The sequence below is a fragment of the Pseudomonas sp. CH61 genome, from assembly GCF_059429415.1.
This window is the reverse complement of record NZ_CM182098.1, coordinates 1,769,673-1,788,712: the sequence shown is the minus strand read 5'-3', so window position 1 is coordinate 1,788,712 and position 19,040 is coordinate 1,769,673. Positions and strand designations below refer to the sequence as shown.

The following is a 19,040-nucleotide window of genomic DNA, read 5'->3' as shown; positions in this document are numbered from 1 at the left end:
CCATCGCGAGCAGGCTCACTCCTACAGGGGAACGCATTCCAAATGTAGGCCTTCGCCTGCTCGCGATAGCAATCTTCATATCACCTCAAATTTCAAACCCAAGCCACCGCCAACAACCCCGCCCCCAACACCGCACACAACGGCGAATACACCCAGGTGTCGAGCCGCGCAAACCGCGAGTCCTTCACTTCCTTGAAGAAGCCGACCAGATTGGAATCACCAATCGCCCGGGCAAACATCAACAGCGCAATCGCGCTGATCACCCATTGCAGCGCCTTGTGTGTCACCGCCGGCATGCCCCAGCCAACCCGCATGCACACCAATGCCGCAATCACCAACAGCGCCGCCGCCACGATCAACGTGAGCCAGCCCGAAGGCTTGAACGCCGGCCGCACCGTTGCGACAAATCCGCGCACCGGCACCTGCGGTACCACGACTGCCGCCGCCCACTGCCCACCCAACGCCCAATACACATGCATCAAGGCGATCACCGCAAACGTTGTCACCAGCCATTGAGCCAACACAAAGGTCATGGTTGAAATCCTTGGAAAGGGATTTGAACAAATCATCCTAGTCGGATTTTTTTCAAGTGCACGACCGATCAGCGGTACGGTAAAGTGCCGCCCCATGAAATTCTCCCGTTCCGATCGCTCACTGCTGGCCTGGATGCTTTATTGCTGCGTCCTGTTCAACGTGTTCGCCTGCAGCATCGGTCACGGACAAATGGTCGGCATGCAGCTCAACGGCATCGGCGGCCAGTTCTGTACAGTCGACCCAGCCACTCAAGCGCCGCTCGCCAGCAATTCCACTGAAGAACAACTGCCGACCCTATCCAAGGCATTCGGCTGCCCGCTGTGCTCGGTCGGCGGCGGCATGGGCCCGGCGTTCAACTCCAGCCTCACGCTGGCGATCCTGCCAGAACAACACAGTCCGCCGCTGGCGCCCATCGTCAGCGCCGACCTCCCTGCCCGCTTCACCTGGCCTTCGGCCAATCCTCGCGCCCCACCGCTCGCCTGAGTGTCCCTGCCTTTTTGATTTGTCAGCCCACTGCGCCAACGCGCGGCGTTCGCCTGTGCGCTGACTCCTAGACAAGCATTCAGGATTCAATGATGAAACAACTCACTCTGCTGGCGAGCCTGTGCGGCTGCCTGTCCGTTAACGTCTGGGCGCAAGCCACCGTGGATCTGGCGCCGATCACCATCGATGGCGAGTCCGGCGCCGAACCGGGCCTGAGCCTCGACCAATCCAGCGGCATGGCCTCGCGCCTGGGTCTGAGCGTGCGCGACACACCGGCTTCGGTGGCCATCGCCAAGCGCAATGACATCGAGCGCCACGGCGCGCAGAACTTCCAGGACGCCGCCAACACCCTGCCCGGCGTCAACGCCAGCGCGCCGCCAGGGTTTGGCGGTTTTGTTTCCTATCGCGGCTTCACCAGCAGCCAGATCACCCAGATGTTCAACGGCATCAACGTATCCGGCGGCCTCGCGCGGCCGGTCGATTCGTGGATATACGACCGAGTGGAATTGGTCGGCGGCCCGTCATCGCTGATCAATGGCGCAGGCTCGGTCGGCGGCTCGCTGAACTACGTGACCAAACTCGCCACCCGCGACGAACAAGCTGTTGAAGGCAGGGTCAGCTACGGCACCTACGACACCACCGAAACCGCGTTCGGCCTCAACCATGCTCTGACCGATCCCAGCGCCGACGTGCAGCACTACGCGCGCCTCGACGTCAGTCACAACACCAGCAACGGCTACATCGACCGCCAGGAGCGCGATGCCTGGAGCGTGGCGTTCTCGCTGCTCAGCGATCTCACGCCCGACCTGTCGCACACGTTGGCCCTGGAATATCAGGACGAACACGAAGACAGTCCGTACTGGGGCACGCCCGTGCTCAATCCCAAGGCCGGTGAGCTGAAGATCGATCAACACAACCGCTTCAACAACTACAACGTCGAGGACGGTCGTTACGAGCAGAGAACGATCTGGGTCCGTTCGATCATCGACTACCGCATCAACGACAGCACCACCCTGCGCAACACGCTGTATCACCTCGACAGCCAACGCGATTACCGCAACCTCGAAACCTACCAGTACAACGCCGACAATACGGCCGTGAACCGCTCCACCGCCTATCAAGTACGCCATCAGGGCGAGCAGAACGGCAACCAGTTCGAACTGCGCCACGACAACACGCTGTTCGGTCTCGACACAACGTGGTCGGGGGGCTTCGAATACAAGGTCAACCAGACAACCAACTCGCCACTGAACATCAAAGGCGCCAGCACGGTAGATCCGAACAACTATCGTCCGGGGCACTTCTACGACATTCCCGGCACCAACCCCAAATTGATCAGCGACAAAACCAACGAGGTCACCACCAAAGCATTGTTCGTGGAAAACCGGCTGGCGTTGACCGAAAAAATGTCGCTGCTCACCGGCCTGCGCTATGACGACATTGACCTCGACGTGACCAACCATCGCACCGTGACCGCCGCCAACCCCAAGCACCTCAAGCGCAGTTGGGAGCCAGTCACCGGCCGCGCGGGCCTGACCTACCAGTTCATTCCGTCGGCCAACGTCTACGTGCAATACAGCACCGCCGCCGAGCAACCGAATGGCACGCAGGACTTCGACGTTTCGACCGGCAAGCAATGGGAGATCGGCAGCAAATTTGATTATCTGAACGGGCGTGGCTCGGCAACGATTGCCGCCTACACCATTGAGCGAAAAGACTTCGCGGTGACCGACCCGCTAGATCCGGCCGGCAGTATTCCGGTCGGTCAACAGACCTCGAAAGGGGTGGAAATCGCCAGTTCGTTGCGGATCACCGATAAGCTTTTGGCCGAAGGCAACTTCGCCTGGGTCGACGCACAGTACGATGATTTCACCGAAAAGAATGCTGCCGGTGCCGTGGTGTCACGCAAGGGCAATACGCCGACCAATGTGCCGGATCGGGTCGGCAATCTGTGGCTGACGTATGACTTTTCGCCGCACTGGCAAGGTGGGGTTGATGCGCGGTATGTGGCATCGGTGTATGCAGACACGGCCAACACCATGACCGTGCCGTCGTACACCTTGTTCGGCAGTTTCCTCAGCTACAAGGTTGATTCGCACACCACTGTGACCGGGCGCGTGCGCAACCTGACCAATGAGGTGTATGCCGAGTTTGCGCATGTTTCGCCGGCGTATTACCTGGGGACACCGCGTACCTTTGAATTGGCGGTGCAAACGAAGTTTTAAAAGCATCGCGAGCAGGCTCACTCCTACAGGGGAATGCATTCCAATTGTAGGAGTGAGCCTGCTCGCGATGAGGCCATCAGCCTCAACCCTTTACTTCAAATCAGCCGAAACCTTCTCCGCCACATCCTTCGGCAACCAGGCCTGCCACACGTCCGGGTGCGCCTTCATGAACGCCACCGCCGCATCACGCGGCGCCGTGTGCCTTTCGCTCATGTCCGCCAACGCCTTGTTCAACGGCTCGATGGGAAAATCCACCTTGCTGAAGAAATCGGCAATCTGCGGATACTGTTTCTGAAACGGCGTAGACACGCCAATCGACAGCTTCGAAGCCAGCGAACGGGTCGGTTTCGGATTGGGATTATCGGCGTCAGTCAGCGTCTTCCAAGCCTCGGCATCAAACGGTGGCTCTTCCAGTTGCACCAGTTTGAACTTGCCGAGCAACGGCGTCGGCGACCAGTAGTAAAACAGCACCGGCTTGCCGCGACGAATCGAAGAACTGATCTCGGCATCCAGCGCCGCACCAGAACCACTGCGGAAATTGGTGTAATCGTCCTGCAGACCATAAGCCGTCAACTTCTGCTTATTGACTACTTCCGACGTCCAGCCAATCGGGCTGTTGAGAAACCGCCCCTTGCTCGGATTTTCTGCATCCTTGAACACGTCCTTGTACTTTTTCAGATCACTGACACTGCGCAGGTCCGGCGCCAGCGGCTTGATGCCTTTGGCCGGGTCACCCTTGATCACGTACTCCGGCACCCACCAACCCTCGGTCGCGCCCTTGACCGTATCGCCCAAGCTAACGACTTTGCCTTCGGCCTCAGCCTTGACCCACACCGGACTGCGCCCGGCCCATTCTTCGCCAATGACTTGGATGTCATTGTTGGCCAGTGCGGTTTCCAGAGTAATGGTGGTACCGGGCAAGGTGTCGGTCGGCAAGCCATAGCCCTTCTCGACGATGATCCGCAGCACATCGGTAATCAGGCTGCCGCTTTCCCAGTTCAGGTCGGCAAAATGGATCGGCGCCTGGGCGGCCGTCACCGATTGCGCGGATGTCAGCAAACCGAACGTGGCCACGCTGGCGGCCAATAACCGTCGAAATCCGTTCATGCATTGCACCTCGTGCTGTTCACAGCAATGGCAGGTTGGCCTGACAGAAGACCGCAAGCCTCTGAATACTCAGTCAACTGACTGTAGCCGAGGTTCCTGCTTTTTCCGGGCCGCACTCCGGACGAGGTTATGAATCAGACTTTTCCTGCAGGCTTTGCAGCTCACGTCTGACCATGCTGGCGTATTCCGCAGGACGCAGCGTGTAGATCTGCGCAGCCAGCCAATTCAGCCAGGCGCCTTGCAGTTCGGCCTTGGCGGCGAATAAACGCCGAGCCTCCTCGCGTGCAGTGTCGAGGTTCTGCGCATGAAAGTCCGCGCGGCTCACTCGCTGGCCTTGAACGTCACCAGTTCACCCTTGCGCCACTTGGCGGCTTTGGCGGTAACAGCTTTTAGGGTCTTGGTCAGGCCTTCCTGCAACTGCTGATTGGCCGCAAACACGGTCACCACGCTGTGGCCTTCCTTGAACAGGATCGCGTGCCCGTCGGCAGTGTCGACAAAGGCGTAATCGCCCAGCCCATACACCGTGAGTTTGATTTCGCGAAAGCGGATATCCATCTTGCCGCCTTCGCGGCTGGGCAAGACCGATGCACTGAAATGATCGCCGACCTTGAGCTTCAGCCCCGGTTTGTCATCGACCACCAACGCGCTTTCAGTGTCGATCTCGGCCACGTAAATGCCTTCGGCGTTCTGCTCGGTGATGTAAACAAAACGCGACTGGAACAGCTTGACCAGCTTTGCGCGCAAATCACCCAACACGAACAAAGCATGCATATCGAGATTACTGACTGCCAAAGAAACATCCCCACATCTGAAAAAACCGCACACGGAAAACGCGCACGGCAAAAAAACGGCCAGGCCGATGTAACTGCCAAATGACTCAAATAAAAACCCGAATAGAGCAGAGTGCTCATTCAGCGCGAGGTCCGTAAGACTACTGGATTGTCACTCGCGAAACTCATCCCGATGTCGCCAAAGCTTGAAGGAAAATTCCTCACCGCTGGCAAGAGCAGTCTGACTACGAACTTTAGGGAAAATTCTCACGAAAAAAAGCACTTTTCCGACATATCGCTGGCGAAAAATTGCTTTAGATAAGCCCTGTCGTCAACAGGTACTGGCGATTCTAGAGCAGCGATGCTCATTCCGACTACCCGAAACGGCCTGTAATTACCGGCCAACTGATGAAAAGGACTTCACATGTGCACTCGGACTCACTTTGCCATGACTGCTGACGCACGGATCGAATCGCCGCTGATCCTGCATGTCAGCGCCATCAACGAGCACTGGCCACGCTTTCAAGTCGTGCCGGCAGGCAACGCTTTCTTCCACATCAAGGAAACCTCGACCGGGCGTGTAAGAGGTTTCCGCGAAGATCACAACGAAGCCTGTGCTCTCGCCCGTTCACTTGAGTCTAAGATCGAACTCCTGGCGAGCGGTTGCCTCAGATAAAGAGAGAGATCGACCGCGCCATACCGGCGCCCACCGAAGGAGTACACGATGGAACTGCCAGCATACGATTTGAAAACCCTGTTCGATCAACTGGGGCTGCCTTCAGAAGGCACAGCAATCGACGATTTCATCGAAGCGCATCCACTGGCTGCCGACGTCAAACTGATCGACGCCGACTTCTGGTCACCGCAACAGGCGCAATTGCTCAAGGAATGGTTAACGGCTGACGGTGAAGAAGCGGTCATGGTCGATGAACTGAATGTACGCCTGCATCGCGGCAAGTAATTCTGATCAGTGCAGGCTGTCACTTGGCTTGGCGTGCAACTGCGCGAGCCACGCAGCCTTGCACTCTTCCGCTTCGTCGCGACTGGCAAAAGCGGTGCCGCGACGCTCGCCATTGAGCAACACCACCCAGCAGACGCTACGACCCATTGCGCGCAAACCGGCGGGCACGCCACTGCCGATCATCACGGCAACATCAACTCTGCACTGCATGCAGCCCTCCCGAAATCATTAGCACCCTAACTAAGCGGGCAGATTAATGGTTTCTTGCGGGCGGAAACAGCAAGCTCCGTGCACAGATTCATTGCACCGGAAGTAACAATCCCTCAACGCGGACTTTCCGGCTTATAACCCAGACGCAATCCCCCCCAGTGCCGGCCCTTGATCATGATCGGCACCGAAAGGTCATGCATCAGCTCACCGGTGTCGCGCGTGTAGGTCTGCAACAACACCGGTTGCTGATGACTGCCGCAACGAATACCGGTGCGGTCAGCAAATTTACGCTTGGTGCGATTATTTACGGCATCGACCTGCTCATCACCGGTCAACGGCTGACTGAACAGCTGATTGTGCGTCGGCACATAACCCTGTTGCGTACAGGCGATGGCGAACACCAACCCCTCGTGACGCGGCAGCAATGGCTCCTGAATCGCCGGCAGCACCTGATCGGTGTATCGGTCGAAACGGGTTTGAAACTTCGCCGGTTGCGTATTCGGGATCGGCTGATACTGGCGGTCGAACAATTCCTCAAGGCTGATCCGCCCCTGCTCGACATCCGCCTCGAACCGCGCAGCAATCTGGCTCGCGCCTTCGCGGGCCAGATCGTAGATGCGCTGGTGATAGTCATCCAGACCGACTTCAGCCAGACGCTCGCTGATGGTTTCCGCCTGCCCTTCCATCTGCACCGCTGCTTCGGCGAGGCGGCGAGTCTGTTGATCGCTGATCGCCAGGTCGCTGCGCATCTGTTCGATGGCCTTGAACAGACTGTCGAGCTGTTCGCGATTGGTTTCCGCGCCCTGAGCGATTTCACCGACCTGAGTTTCCACCCCGGCTGCCAGTCGCGCGATATTCTCCAGATGCTGGCCGGTGTGTTCGACCTGCTCGACACCGGTCTGCAGATCACTCGACAACTCGCGAATCTGCTCCACGACCTGCGCTGTGCGCTGCTGAATGTCAGCGACCATCTCACCCACTTCACCGGTTGCCGAGGCGGTGCGCGCCGCCAATCCGCGAACTTCATCCGCCACTACCGCAAAACCGCGACCATGTTCCCCGGCCCGCGCCGCCTCGATCGCCGCGTTCAGTGCGAGCAGATTGGTCTGGCTGGCAATCGACTGAATCACCAACGTCACGCGCTGAATATCGTCGCTGCGCAGGCTCAAGGCTTCGATCAATTCACGGCTGGCATTCGCGCGCTGACTGAGCTGATGCATGCGCGCGATCGAATCCACCAGTTCCGTGCGCCCCGCCGCGCTGCTGTGATGCGCCTGACTCGCCGCCTCAAGGGCTTCGCGACTAAGCTGCGACGTCGCGTGTTCGGTCGCGATCATTACCTCGGCGTTGCTGACGATCCGCGCCGCCGCATCGAGTTGCGATTCGAGTTTGCTCGCCAGTTCCTTGACCGAAAATGCCACGCCGGCTGCCGACAAGGCGTTATGACTGGTGGTGTAGGAAAGGTCGCGGGTGAGTTCAGACATGGCGCTGCCGCTGTCGGCAGGCTGAACATCGGGGATGGTGCGGGAGCGCAGGCGCGGCAGCCAGACAATCAGCACCGCCAGCGGCATGCCGATGTACAGCGACCAGTCGGCTAGGCTCATGCCGGCCAACAACAGCATCAGGGCGATGCTTTGCAGGGTCGGCGCGATCCAGCGGTTTTTCGGCAAAAGCACTGGTGCAGGCAAAGCCCCAACCAGAGATCCATCTCTCGTCATATCAACACCCCACGCTTGTTCTCATTGTTGTAACTGCATTAAACGCCACTACAACGCCATTATCCATGGTCCGTTAGTCGTGGGGTCTGTGGCAGGTCAATGGAACGGCTCGGGATTATTGCAGACGAGCAAAAACAAAGATCGCAGCCTCCAGCAACGCCCGTGTGGGAGCTGCCGAAGGCTGCGATCTTTTCAAGGCGCCCCTATCGAAAGGGTCACCTCACAGAATCAGGCCTGACGCTGGTGCTTATCGATCTGCTCGTGACGCTCTTGAGCTTCGATGCAGTACTTGGTGGTCGGGCTGATCAGCAGGCGTTTCAGGCCAATGGCCTCGCCGCTGTCATCGCACCAGCCAAAACTGTCTTCCTTGATGCGCTCAAGGGCTTGTTCCAGTTGCGGCAGCATGCGCTGGTCGCGATCGATCGCGTTTACCAGCCAAGTGCGCTCTTCTTCAACCGAAGCCGCGTCCGCCGGGTCAGCCGGGGTGTCCAGGCTTTCGATGGCGATACGATTTTGCTCAATGCGCTCGTGGGTTTCGACTTTCATGTTCTGCAACAGCTCAGTGAAGAAAGCGTGCTGCTCGGCATTCATGTAGTCATCTGCCGGCATGGCCAGCAACTTGTCCTTTGTCATTGATATCTCTATAAAAAAACGTGCATTAAGGCGAATTAGGGAGCGTTTCGGCGAACCGCGTGCGGTCGGCGAAAAGGCATCGTTTATTGCAAATGCCACCCGGCACTCAATTTACGAGGGGCGGCAGTCTAAGGCCCGAATGAGGCCTCAGCAACTGTAAATACAGGGAATTTGTCCGACAACGTCCGGAAACTGCTCTGACACAGCGTTCACACGGGCAATCGGAGTGCGTTTATAGCAAGAAATTCAGTCGAGCGGCTGTATATAGAAGACAAACGGCTAACCAAGCAGCGCCCAGACGCAATTTTTTACCACGCACTGCATCGTTTCAGCAAAGCAGAACCGCAAAAGCCCCCCTACTATCAGGCCCACCGTGTGATCAACCAGCTTGAAGGATGACCTATGCCCCGCCCCGATCTGCCGGCCACCGACGAGGTTTCACTCGCCAGCCCCCCGATCAATGCCGAGCGCCTGCTGCAACTGATCACCGACGAATACGACGCCCTGCCGCGCCAGCTCAAACGCATCGCCAGCTACATCAGCCAGCAGAGCGACCGGATCATGGTCGACCGCATCAGCGACATCGCCCGCGAGTGCGAAGTCCACCCGTCCGCCATCGTGCGCTTCTCGCAACGCTTCGGTTTCAGCGGCTTCAGCGAAATGCAGGCACTGTTCCGCAGCGCCTACACGCACAAAGCCTCACCGGTGCAAAACTACCAGCAACGCATCCGCAGCATGATCGCCAACCAGTCGCAGCAAGCCAGCGCCGGCGACCTCGCGCGCGAATGCATCGACGCCACGCGCTCCGGCATCGAACGCCTGGGCCGTGAACTCGACGACGCCGCGTTCGAAAAAGCCGTCGACCTGATCGTCAACGCCGACAACATTTATGTCGTCGGCGTGCGTCGCTCCTTCGCCGTCGCCGACTACCTCGTTTACAACTTGCAACACACTCAGAAAAAAATTCATCTGGTGTCCGGGCTAGGCGGCAGCTATCGCGAGCAAATGCGCAGCGTGCGCGCCAACGATCTGGTCATCGCCATCAGCTTCGTGCCCTACGCCAAGGAAACCCAACATTGCCTGCGCTTCGCCCGCCAGCAGCAGGCCAACACCCTGATCCTCACCGACAGCCACCTCTCGCCACTGGCGAAACTCGCCCACAGTGTGTTGCTGGTCAACGAAGGCAGCGCCCTCGCCTTTCGTTCGCTGAGTGCGACGCTGTGTCTGTGTCAGGCGTTGTTTGTGGCGGTGGCGTATCGGCTGGAACTCAATGTCGATGAGATTCACGAGCAGGCGGGGTTTGACGACTGACAACCTAATACAGCGACGACCTGCCCGAGCAGATCGACGCTGTGATTTGCTGCCACCTACTCGAGATTGACCTTGATGATCTGTTTCAACGGAAAGGTATCAATATTGGACGCTTCGACGACTTTGCGATCCTTGATCAACGTGTCGATATCAATGTTGATGCCCGAATAACCGATAGCCACCGGTGTATCGAAAACTTGACGCAACGTCAGACTCGTCGCGGAGGACTTCACCACTGAACCGGTCACACCCGGCATCGCGGGCGTTACGGACTCCACGCGTTTACGGATATCGGCGTTGACCTGTGCCAGTTCCGCCTCTTTCTGTTTAACAAGCGCCTGATTGGTCGCCGGCACGACGGCCGCGGGCTTGTCGGCAGCCGCCTTGGTATCGCCTGCCTTGGCCACTGCGGGCTTCCCGTCTCCTGCTCCATCCCCTTTGGCAGTTGGCTTTAGCGCGCGAAGCTGGTTCTCAATAGCCGTTTTGCGCTCATCCAGATCTGTCAGTGCCCGCGTAACCGCAGACAATTGCGCACCGTTGCTTTCGGTCGAGGAAACCACCACATCCAATGAGCGCGCCAGATAAACCTGGGTTACCAGTACAAGCACAGACTTCGTGTCATTCTTGTCGTTGATCTTCGCATCGTTTTTCAGCGAAACCACCGCATTTGTCAGCTTGTTGCGTTGAGCGTCGGTGTATTTGCTTAAATATTTGTCGGCCGCAAGATGGGCATCGCTATACAGCACCCCATATGTTTCCGCCAATGGCACCGAGTACGCCACCGAATATCCCGACTTGCGCGCGCCCCCAAAAAATGCGCCGATCGCGCTATTGCTGACCCCTAGCCCGATATCACTCTCAGCCAGTGAGGCAAAGGTGAAACCGGGAAAGGCCACCAGTGCATTCATTTTCACGTTGGTGTTCGGTACAAAAAGGTCCGGAACACTGGTCGCCGTCACAAGTCCGGACTTGTCCACCGGAGTTTTCTGCGCGGTGATGTAAGGCGCGGCCTTCTTCAGTTCCTCATCCAGCCTCATCCGATCAAACCAGACCGAACTCATGTAGTAATCAGCGGTTTTCATCTTGTTACCGGCCTTCGCGGCTCTTACCACATAAAAATCACCTACTTCAAAGTTGCCACGCGGCGGAAATATCGGTTTGAAGTTCAACTGCTCCGTATTGGCCGACCACTGCTGCACGACCGCCCCGCGTTCCGGGCGGCTACTGCAAGCGACCAACCCAATACACAACGCACAAATCGTCAAACGATGAAAATTGTTCATGACATGCCCCTCGGACCCTTTTATGTGACCGACGGCGCGCACTCTTACCGCGCGCACGGCAGTGCCTCATCGCTCTAGGGTTGATGGACTGCAAGGGAGTAATACAAACGAGTACTGAATCAGAGGGCCTGAGCTCGCTTAACTGTTCCATCCCTGGTCGGTGCTGGCACTTTGACTATAGATCCGCCAAAACACCTCGCAAGGTCAATGAACGCCTTTATTTTCGGATGTTTCAGCGCTGTAACAGTTTCTGTTTCACGACTATTACAGAAGGCCAAAACTTTTTCCCGGTAGTCAACCAACAGCTTTTCCCGCTACATTCGATTCCCATCGTCAGGTCGTGATTTGCCAAAGGAGTTGCACATGAAACTGATTGGAATGCTCGACTCACCCTACGTACGCCGCGTGGCGATTTCCGCCAAACGCTTGGGGATCGACCTCGAACACGAGTCGGTCTCGGTGTTCCGCCACTTCGAGCAATTCCAGCAGATCAACCCGGTGGTCAAAGCGCCCACACTGATCCTCGACGACGGCGTGGTCCTGATGGACTCCACCCTCATCCTCGATTACCTCGAAGCCAGTTCCGGCAAAAGCCTGCTGCCGACCGACCTGAAACAACGCGCCCAAGCCCTGCGCCTGATCGGCCTCAGCCTCGCCGCCTGCGAAAAAGCCGTGCAGCTCTACTACGAACGCAACCTGCGCCCGGCCGACATTCAATACCAACCGTGGGTCGAACGCGTCGAAGGCCAACTCGCCGCTGCATTCACCGCCCTCGAGCAAGAACTGGAAAAAACCGGCCTGCCCACCGACGACACCCTCACCCAGGCCGGCATCAGCCTGGCCGTCGCCTGGAGCTTCACTGGCCTCGTCGTCCCCGACCAGATCGACACCCGCCGCTACCCCCATATCGCCCAATACACCGCCTACGCCGAAACCCTCGAAGCGTTCGTCAGCACCCCGATGACCTGACCATGAGCACCACCGACACCGCCGCCCCGGCGTTAAAGGAAATCTTCAACACCGAGCGCTTGCAACACATCGCCCGCGAAATGAGCGCCGTGTACCCGGCGTTCAAGGCCAAGGCGTTTCTCAAGCACGCCCAGGATGGACTTGCTGAATTATCGGTAATGCAACGCATGGCGCGTGTCAGCGAAAGCCTGCATGCCGTGTTGCCGCTGGATTACCAAGATTCCCTCGATGTATTGCGTGAACTCGCGCCAAGGCTGAACAGCGGATTCGTCAGCATGTGCCTGCCGCACTACGTCGCGAGCTATGGCGGGCACGCATTCGACACCTCCATGGACGCCCTGAAGTACTTCACCACCTTCGGCTCCTCCGAATTCGCCATCCGCCACTTTCTGCGCAGCGACCTGGAGCGCTCGTTGGAACGGATGCACGACTGGACCCGAGACGAAAACCACCACGTTCGACGCCTCGCCAGCGAAGGCAGCCGCCCTCGTCTGCCTTGGTCGTTTCGGTTGGACGCGGTGCAGGCGGATCCACAGTTGGCCGCCGGGATACTGGATCGATTGAAGGCTGATGAGAGTTTGTATGTGCGCAAGTCCGTGGCGAATCATTTGAATGATGTGACGAAGGTGCATCCGGAGTGGGTGCTGGACACGATTGAAGGTTGGTCGTTGGAGAACAAGCACACGGGTTGGATTGCGAAGCATGCTTTGAGGAGTTTGATTAAGCAGGGGGATTTGCGGGCGCTGACGGTGATTGGTGCCGGGGCAAAGGCTGAGGTTGAGTTGCTGGATGTGCGGGTTGAGCCGGCGGTGATTAGGTTGGGGGAAGCGATTACGTTGTCGTTTGTGGTGAAGTCGACGGTGGCGCATGAGCAGCGGTTGGTGATTGATTATGCGATTGACTATGTGAAGGCGAATGGCGGGGTTTCGGGGAAGGTTTTTAAGTTGAAGACGGTGGTTTTGGTGGGGTTTGAGAGTGTGGTTGTGGGGAGGCGGCAGGTGATTAAGGACTTTACGACGCGGAAGCATTTTTTGGGGCGGCATGGGGTTTGGGTGATGGTTAATGGGGAGGTATTGGGTGGTACTGCGTTTGACATCGTTGCTGGATAAGGCCACGGATGGATTCCGTTGATCTGGCAGTGCTTGGACATATATGGAATTACGGATGGGGCCGCTTTCGGGAGAGTGTCGATTTTTTCGGCCAAAAAGCAGCCATTCAATGCTCTACAACAGCAGGGGTAATTCACAATGCAGGATCACGTACTCAAGCGAATCGATGAACTGATCTCGCGGGGCAATGCCGCCGCCCGTTCACAATCATCGCAAGACTACTGGATGAAAGACGTCGTAGAGGCGCAAAGTTGGTTCTCGTCCGCGGCTAACGCGATACACCAAGTCGCCCCGCCGGGCAGTTTCTACATAGCAGAGTTGCAGAGGATCGTCGAACATGAGGAGCTCAAAAGCGGCTTCCCTATTTCCTCCATCGAAAAACTCTTAGGCCTGCTTCATTCGGTGCAGCTTGAAGCGCATGCAGGGTTACTGGTCAAGCTCGAGGACCAAGTAGTCGCCTCAGCATTCGATGACTTCCTTGATCACGCGACGCAGTATCACAAGGCCGGCAAGGTCAACGAAGCTGCTGTCCTTGCTTCTGCAGTGCTCGAAGACACTATCAAGCGCATAGCGCGGAAATTCGAGATTGCGGTTGGTGGTGTGTCTCTTGAACCTCTAATTGATGAACTGACAAAGCGCAGCGTCTTTACGCAGGTAAAGGCGAAGCGCTTGAAATCATATGCAGCGGTCCGCAACCACGCTCTTCACGCGGAGTGGGAGAAATTGGACATCAGAGACGTTGGAGCGCAGCTCTCTGGGCTTCGTGAACTCCTAGACGAGCATCTTTGACGCTGACGCAAAACACGTCGTATCAGTAATTGAGGAAGAAATGAAAACAATTGATTCGATTCAAAGGGTGGTTGACGAAGAGATGATTGAGGTTATGTGTCGGCTAGAAGCCGCGAATAACACTAAACTAGCTCTGCTTCTTCAGGATATCGGCAAGGATAAGCTCGCCCTCATCGGTGAGCTTATCCAGATGTATTGCATGTCGGACGCGTTGTGCAGAGGATTGACTGCAATGCTTCGAGAAAAGCGGCTTGGCTCTCCAAGTGATTTTGCATTCCTTCTCAATGATGCGGACGTTTTACTCCATACCAAAAAAGAGGCCAAGCAAACCGATCTCAATATAGATACCGCAGGGATTATCTCAGCAGTAGAAACTATCGAAATGCATAGGATTTTTCGACATACCTTTTCTCACTGGGTCGTCAAAAGTTACATTGATGAACGGTTCCTTGTGGCATTCACTAGGAGCAAGTCCGATGCGGAAAAGCGCGATGGCGCTACTTTAGATGATGGCAAAGCTAAGTTGATGGTTTTTCGGATTGATGACTTGCTCGCCGAGCTCAAAAAAGTCAAAGGGCACTGTAGGTTTCTGTCAGAGCTTCACCTTTATCTGGAGACCCCTACGACCACCTGACGAACAATTACAAAAGCGGCGACAGGCCTATTTTTTAAGTATCAACCCGTTCAGATCTATCTCTTCATAGCCACCAATCTCCCCCTTATAGAGGCAGATCGAGGATGCATTCAGTTCGGATTGTAAAAAATCAACAAGCATTCTGAGGTTGCAGTTTTTGTACATAGAAGTCGGGCGTACTACCGTTGCCTTACCGGGGTCACCATCGTAAGTTCTGACGTGAAACTCATCCATTTCATTCCGAATCACGTAGTTGAAACCACGGCACCCATATCCCGCGTCGTGGTCGACATCATCGAAGCGTGTAGCTTTTTCAATTCTCACAATAAATTTCCGTGATTCGACCAGCGCCGACCAAACATGATGCGACGCTCAGGTGGCGTACGAGAACAGCCTCGTTAGGCGCTTCATTAAGGATGAGGTTGGAGGTCAGTCAGAAGCACGCTACTCACCAACTACCGTAAGGGATACCGTACTTCTCGATATACCGCTTTGCCTTTTCACTCACCGGATAAGCGTAACGCCCTTCGTTCTTACCTTGGCTCGGCCCCAGTGGCTCAATTTCAGCCTGCGCTCGAGCGACTTTAACCGGGTGGTGGCAAGAGTCTCTTACCCAAACCTGCACAACACCACCGGGGGCCAACCCTAGATAAACCGACGCCATAAATCTCGCTTCCTGATCAGGCGTCTGCGGGCAACGTTGATTGACGGACGCCACCATCAACTGCCTGGCTTCCTCTGGGATTTCTACCCATGCCTGCCACGTTTTCTGTTCGACAATCGATTGCCAACGGACCCAGATGCGAACAGGCAAATCTGCTCCCACCACTCTCCTTCCGCTGCCGCCTACCCCACCTGTCCAACCTCCGGCGGACTCCGTTCCATCTTCAGGCTCTCCCCCCGCAGCTGTGCCGCCGCCGGTTTTGTAGAAAATCCTGCCATTAATGTCTTGAACAGAACTGTTCTCTACCCAGACCTTCATGTAGTCCGGCTCGGTAAACGCCAACTCCCACCACTCGGATTTCGGGTCGTTTTTGGCTGACAGTGGATCAGCAACCTGGCATCCCGTGACTAGCAAGATGCAAAGCATCGTAATGAGTTGCTTCATTGGCGCACGGCTTACCAACTCCCATACGGAATGCCGAACTTGTCGATATACCTCTTGGCCTTTTCACTCACAGGGTAGGCATAGCGCCCACCGTGCTTCCCTTGCTCCGGACCTAGTGGTTCAACTTCGCCTTGGGCATGAGCAACTTGGACCGGGCGGTGGCATGAGTCCCTGACCCACGCTTGCAATACACCACCTGGAGCTAGCCCCACGTACAGCGAGGCCATATATCGCGCAGCTCTTTCTGGAGTTTCCGGGCAACGATGATGCGTTGAGTCCACCATCAATTGCCTGGCTGATTCTGGGATTTCGATGAAACCCTTGTAGGTTTTCTGCTCTGATATGGACTGCCAACGGACGAAGATGAGTTTGGGAAGATCGGCACCGGTTACCGGAATACCGGAACCGCTAACAGTGCCCCAACCACGGGCGGACTCTGTGCCATCTTCGGGTTCACCTCCGGCAGCGGTTCTCCCTCCTGCCTTGAAAAACATCCTGTTTTGAATGTCCAGAACGGAGCTGTCCTCTACCCATATTTTCATGTAGTCCGGCTCAACAAACCCTAGTTGCCACCACGGGGACTTAGGGTCACTTTCGCCACTTTCTGCGGCTCTCGTCTGGCAACCCGCTAACAGAAAAACGCCCAGCAGAACAATCAACGCTCTCATTACCAAAGCTTCCAATCAGGTACGTGTGGGTGTTGTACGCGAATTGCGTCTGCCGTCGGCGCGTTGATGTAAACGGCTTCTATGCCGCTTGCATCCCTCCTGCCGAGGGGATGATTCCAGTTCGCGGAGGTGTGAATGTATTTGAGCTTTAGCAGCTTTTCTTCCTCAGCCGTGGTGCTGTAGTCGCCGGCGACAAAACGATTACACAATGCTTGCAAGTCATCTGGCACAGCGTACTCATCGCTCTCAGGCATATCGATGAACTGGACGCCCTTTTCCTTCGCCAGTTGATACATGACTCTCAAGTAGACGCGCGAGAGCTTGCCGCTCACTGGTCGCTTGAGTTGCAGCGCGGCGTACACACGCTTCTCTCGGGGTGCCAGTCGATCCTGATTGTCCGTAGGGAGTAAGAGCGCGGCCGGTGTGACAACTTCCAGTAGATTTGCAGGCCACCCTTTGGCAACCCACTGACTTTTCAGGCGTGCAGCATCCCGGTAGATCGATGTAGTTGCAACGTCAGTTTGGACTGAGACTTCAAGCGCTTGCATGGGACTGACCAACACGCATTCCTCGACTTCATCGAGGTAGCTTCCTCCGATATCCGAATGGACGCCGGGAAAGGTGTATTCCGGATGGTCGGGCTTAACCCGACTGAGCGCGAAGTTGGCGCGGCACTCATCGCGAGCTACGAGATGGACAACATCTTTGAAGAATCTGCGATCCAGATAAAGCTTCACACCGGGAGCGATAGGGCTCGTCACTTGACCAAGGTTGGTAAAACCGGCGATGGATGGCACTGTGTCGAACAGGCCGATAAATCCCATTTTGATACCGTTTCCGTATTGGCTATCAAAACTGCGGCTGAAATCTTTGGCACTGTTGTTCAACAAGCTTCCCAATGGCCCTTGCTTGCCTCGCACGATTTCATTTGAGAAATGCCTTGCAGCTGCTGCGCCACGACTGAAGCCAAACGTATCAAAAGTCAGAGACACTATTTCACTGCCAGGACTATCTAGCAGGGCTTCTTCGATGGTTTGTTTTATTTGCGCGAAAGACGCCTGAACACGCCCAGCGACACCGGTGTCACCCCGGCCCATACCTGAGCCTACGGCGCTGTCTTTCTCATTGTTTACAGTGCCAATACCGTCGACATAGACAGGACGTGATATGCATCTAAAGGCGCCTGTGCCCTCAGCTTTCTCAGTCTTTTTATATAAATCATGCAGTTTTTTAACATTGGTGAGGCCGGCTCCGTAACTGCTGTCCGGGTCGCTCATGTACGGCATGCAACTGACGGGAATATCCTGAGGCGCGATCGGATGCTGCGCCCCACACAGCAATCCAGCCGCCGTGTTGTTCGCATTATTCCCAGTGCCATCAAAGAAAACCCCAATCCTCAGCGCTATCCCGATTTTCTCAGGTTCGCGCGCAGGTTCTTTCCCGTGCTTCTCATATTCCGCCCAACGCTGGGCGTGAATATCGACGGGTTTGGCTTCTTCGTAGCGGAAGTTTTTCGGGGGGTTGGGTACGTAGCCACTCATCCGTGATTCCTGGTTCTGATCCTTGAGAACGGCCCGAAGGGTGACAGCCGAGGCTGGGGGGCGCAAGCCGTGGCCGTGTGCCAGCCAAGGTGTGACCGCGGGGTTCGACGAGGGTTTCCCCTCGTCGGGGTGGGGGTTAGCTGGCGATTTCGACGTTATCCAGCGCTTGATTGACGGCGATTTCGCCGAGCATCACGACTTGGGCGATGCCCAGTGCGGTTTTGCGGTGGGGGGTGTCGAGCATGGCGGCGAAGTTGAGGAGCATTTCGCTGGCGGAGCCTAGGGTTTCGCTGGCGTTGGCGAGCAGGGATTCGCTGTCGTACTTCGGGTTGGCGAGGTACATGCGTTCGGGTTGTTGGGTGCTGGCCATGATTTGGCTGGCGGGTTTGAGGTAGTGGTCGAGGGCGCGTTCGGCGGCTTCGTGGAATCGCTTGGAATCGGGGGATTCGTAGGGGGATGTGGGGTCGGTTTCGGGTGGGTTGGGTGTTGGTTTGATCATGGTGAAACTCCTAGTTAATAAAAAGGAGCCTTCACATTCGCTACCAAACGAAGGTGGCGGCCATACGCGGGTTGGTAGACCGGTAACTAGGACCCGGCACACCCGAAGGTGTCCTGCGCATGGCCACCATTGAGCAGAGACCTGATGAGGTCTGCGAACGGTTCGCGATGCGACTAGTTATGGCGGGCTACCAAACCCGATCGCTGTTTTTCAGCGACCGACAGACGATAGAACCCGCGCCCTAGACGCACAAGCCGGCGGATTCTGGCTTAGTCGTAGGTAACGGCGCAAGGCGTTGTAGGGTTTCGGTGATTACTTGAGGCTTCGTTTAAACAGTGGTGGTTTTGCTGTTTATTTCGGTCAGTGGTTGATGGTTGATGGGGTGACTGGGTGGGCGTTTTCGCGAGCAGGCTCGCTCCCACAGGGATTTGTGGTTGAGGTGGGATTGGTGGTGGCTGGGCTTGCGCTATCGCGAGCAGGCTCACTCC

21 protein-coding genes are annotated in these 19,040 nt (G+C 56.5%); 9 read left to right on the top strand and 12 right to left on the bottom strand.

Annotated elements, in window-relative coordinates:
* Window positions 1-92 precede the first annotated feature (92 nt).
* Complete coding sequence (locus tag AC5SEM_RS08020; RefSeq protein WP_007910751.1) at window positions 93-533, bottom strand: DUF3995 domain-containing protein; 441 nt, start codon at window positions 531-533, stop codon at window positions 93-95.
* Between the two features lie 94 nt (window positions 534-627).
* Between AC5SEM_RS08020 and AC5SEM_RS08015 the strand changes: the two genes are divergently transcribed.
* Together AC5SEM_RS08015 and AC5SEM_RS08010 are read left to right on the top strand one after the other, a co-directional pair.
* The gene (locus tag AC5SEM_RS08015) at window positions 628-1,017 is read left to right on the top strand and encodes a DUF2946 domain-containing protein (RefSeq protein ID WP_495472592.1); all 390 of its coding nucleotides are present in this window, start codon (window positions 628-630) and stop codon (window positions 1,015-1,017) included.
* A 92-nt stretch (window positions 1,018-1,109) separates the two neighbouring features.
* Window positions 1,110-3,242 carry a TonB-dependent receptor gene (locus AC5SEM_RS08010; RefSeq protein ID WP_495472591.1) on the top strand — a complete coding sequence of 711 codons (2,133 nt, stop codon included), beginning with the start codon at window positions 1,110-1,112 and terminating at the stop codon, window positions 3,240-3,242.
* A 90-nt stretch (window positions 3,243-3,332) separates the two neighbouring features.
* Here AC5SEM_RS08010 and AC5SEM_RS08005 read toward each other — a convergent pair whose 3' ends face one another.
* The 3 genes from AC5SEM_RS08005 to AC5SEM_RS07995 all read right to left on the bottom strand — a co-directional run bounded on the left by AC5SEM_RS08005 (window position 3,333) and on the right by AC5SEM_RS07995 (window position 5,120).
* Window positions 3,333-4,349 carry an ABC transporter substrate-binding protein gene (locus tag AC5SEM_RS08005; RefSeq protein WP_495472590.1) on the bottom strand — a complete coding sequence of 339 codons (1,017 nt, stop codon included), beginning with the start codon at window positions 4,347-4,349 and terminating at the stop codon, window positions 3,333-3,335.
* A 127-nt stretch (window positions 4,350-4,476) separates the two neighbouring features.
* Window positions 4,477-4,674, bottom strand: a complete 198-nt coding sequence (locus AC5SEM_RS08000) for a hypothetical protein (RefSeq protein ID WP_038366428.1) — start codon at window positions 4,672-4,674, stop codon at window positions 4,477-4,479.
* On the bottom strand, window positions 4,671-5,120 hold the full coding sequence (locus tag AC5SEM_RS07995; protein WP_174245057.1) for a hypothetical protein: 450 nt from the start codon (window positions 5,118-5,120) through the stop codon (window positions 4,671-4,673). Before AC5SEM_RS07995 ends, AC5SEM_RS08000 begins: the two co-directional genes overlap by 4 nt.
* A 423-nt stretch (window positions 5,121-5,543) precedes the next feature.
* Between AC5SEM_RS07995 and AC5SEM_RS07990 the strand changes: the two genes are divergently transcribed.
* Together AC5SEM_RS07990 and AC5SEM_RS07985 are read left to right on the top strand one after the other, a co-directional pair.
* Window positions 5,544-5,795 (top strand): hypothetical protein, encoded by a 252-nt coding sequence (locus AC5SEM_RS07990; protein ID WP_034152424.1) that lies wholly within the window; start codon window positions 5,544-5,546, stop codon window positions 5,793-5,795.
* A gap of 48 nt (window positions 5,796-5,843) precedes the next feature.
* Window positions 5,844-6,080, top strand: coding sequence for a DUF2789 family protein (locus AC5SEM_RS07985; protein ID WP_311886580.1), 237 nt, complete (start codon window positions 5,844-5,846; stop codon window positions 6,078-6,080).
* Window positions 6,081-6,086: 6 nt separating this feature from the next.
* Here AC5SEM_RS07985 and AC5SEM_RS07980 read toward each other — a convergent pair whose 3' ends face one another.
* The 3 genes from AC5SEM_RS07980 to AC5SEM_RS07970 form a co-directional block, all read right to left on the bottom strand.
* Complete coding sequence (locus tag AC5SEM_RS07980) at window positions 6,087-6,290, bottom strand: hypothetical protein (RefSeq protein WP_034152426.1); 204 nt, start codon at window positions 6,288-6,290, stop codon at window positions 6,087-6,089.
* 113 nt (window positions 6,291-6,403) lie between these two features.
* Window positions 6,404-7,627 carry a methyl-accepting chemotaxis protein gene (locus AC5SEM_RS07975; RefSeq protein WP_495473450.1) on the bottom strand — a complete coding sequence of 408 codons (1,224 nt, stop codon included), beginning with the start codon at window positions 7,625-7,627 and terminating at the stop codon, window positions 6,404-6,406.
* Between the two features lie 609 nt (window positions 7,628-8,236).
* On the bottom strand, window positions 8,237-8,641 hold the full coding sequence (locus AC5SEM_RS07970; RefSeq protein WP_003225981.1) for a TraR/DksA family transcriptional regulator: 405 nt from the start codon (window positions 8,639-8,641) through the stop codon (window positions 8,237-8,239).
* Window positions 8,642-9,043: 402 nt separating this feature from the next.
* Between AC5SEM_RS07970 and AC5SEM_RS07965 the strand changes: the two genes are divergently transcribed.
* Entirely contained in the window at window positions 9,044-9,952 is a 909-nt protein-coding gene (locus AC5SEM_RS07965) for a MurR/RpiR family transcriptional regulator (protein ID WP_123593870.1), read from the top strand.
* Between the two features lie 56 nt (window positions 9,953-10,008).
* On the opposite strand, the gene AC5SEM_RS07960 is transcribed toward AC5SEM_RS07965, so the two are convergent.
* Window positions 10,009-11,235 carry a hypothetical protein gene (locus AC5SEM_RS07960; RefSeq protein ID WP_495472589.1) on the bottom strand — a complete coding sequence of 409 codons (1,227 nt, stop codon included), beginning with the start codon at window positions 11,233-11,235 and terminating at the stop codon, window positions 10,009-10,011.
* Between the two features lie 363 nt (window positions 11,236-11,598).
* Between AC5SEM_RS07960 and AC5SEM_RS07955 the strand changes: the two genes are divergently transcribed.
* From AC5SEM_RS07955 to AC5SEM_RS07940, 4 genes are all read left to right on the top strand, one after another.
* Window positions 11,599-12,204 (top strand): glutathione S-transferase, encoded by a 606-nt coding sequence (locus AC5SEM_RS07955; protein ID WP_495472588.1) that lies wholly within the window; start codon window positions 11,599-11,601, stop codon window positions 12,202-12,204.
* 2 nt (window positions 12,205-12,206) lie between these two features.
* Window positions 12,207-13,313 carry a DNA alkylation repair protein gene (locus AC5SEM_RS07950; protein ID WP_495472587.1) on the top strand — a complete coding sequence of 369 codons (1,107 nt, stop codon included), beginning with the start codon at window positions 12,207-12,209 and terminating at the stop codon, window positions 13,311-13,313.
* Window positions 13,314-13,451: 138 nt separating this feature from the next.
* Window positions 13,452-14,102, top strand: a complete 651-nt coding sequence (locus AC5SEM_RS07945) for a hypothetical protein (RefSeq protein ID WP_495472586.1) — start codon at window positions 13,452-13,454, stop codon at window positions 14,100-14,102.
* A gap of 40 nt (window positions 14,103-14,142) precedes the next feature.
* The gene (locus AC5SEM_RS07940; protein ID WP_495472585.1) at window positions 14,143-14,736 is read left to right on the top strand and encodes a hypothetical protein; all 594 of its coding nucleotides are present in this window, start codon (window positions 14,143-14,145) and stop codon (window positions 14,734-14,736) included.
* A 448-nt stretch (window positions 14,737-15,184) separates the two neighbouring features.
* Here the strand turns inward: AC5SEM_RS07940 and AC5SEM_RS07935 are convergent, their stop codons facing one another.
* The 4 genes from AC5SEM_RS07935 to AC5SEM_RS07920 all read right to left on the bottom strand — a co-directional run bounded on the left by AC5SEM_RS07935 (window position 15,185) and on the right by AC5SEM_RS07920 (window position 18,552).
* A complete protein-coding gene (locus tag AC5SEM_RS07935) occupies window positions 15,185-15,844 on the bottom strand; it encodes a DUF2931 family protein (RefSeq protein WP_495472584.1) in 660 nt (219 codons plus the stop codon).
* 11 nt (window positions 15,845-15,855) lie between these two features.
* Window positions 15,856-16,512 carry a DUF2931 family protein gene (locus AC5SEM_RS07930; RefSeq protein ID WP_495472583.1) on the bottom strand — a complete coding sequence of 219 codons (657 nt, stop codon included), beginning with the start codon at window positions 16,510-16,512 and terminating at the stop codon, window positions 15,856-15,858.
* Entirely contained in the window at window positions 16,512-18,053 is a 1,542-nt protein-coding gene (locus AC5SEM_RS07925) for a phospholipase effector Tle1 domain-containing protein (protein ID WP_495472582.1), read from the bottom strand. The genes AC5SEM_RS07930 and AC5SEM_RS07925 overlap by 1 nt, the downstream gene beginning before the upstream one ends.
* Before the next feature lie 136 nt (window positions 18,054-18,189).
* Window positions 18,190-18,552, bottom strand: coding sequence for a DUF6124 family protein (locus AC5SEM_RS07920; RefSeq protein WP_099758690.1), 363 nt, complete (start codon window positions 18,550-18,552; stop codon window positions 18,190-18,192).
* Between the last annotated feature and the right edge of the window lie 488 nt (window positions 18,553-19,040).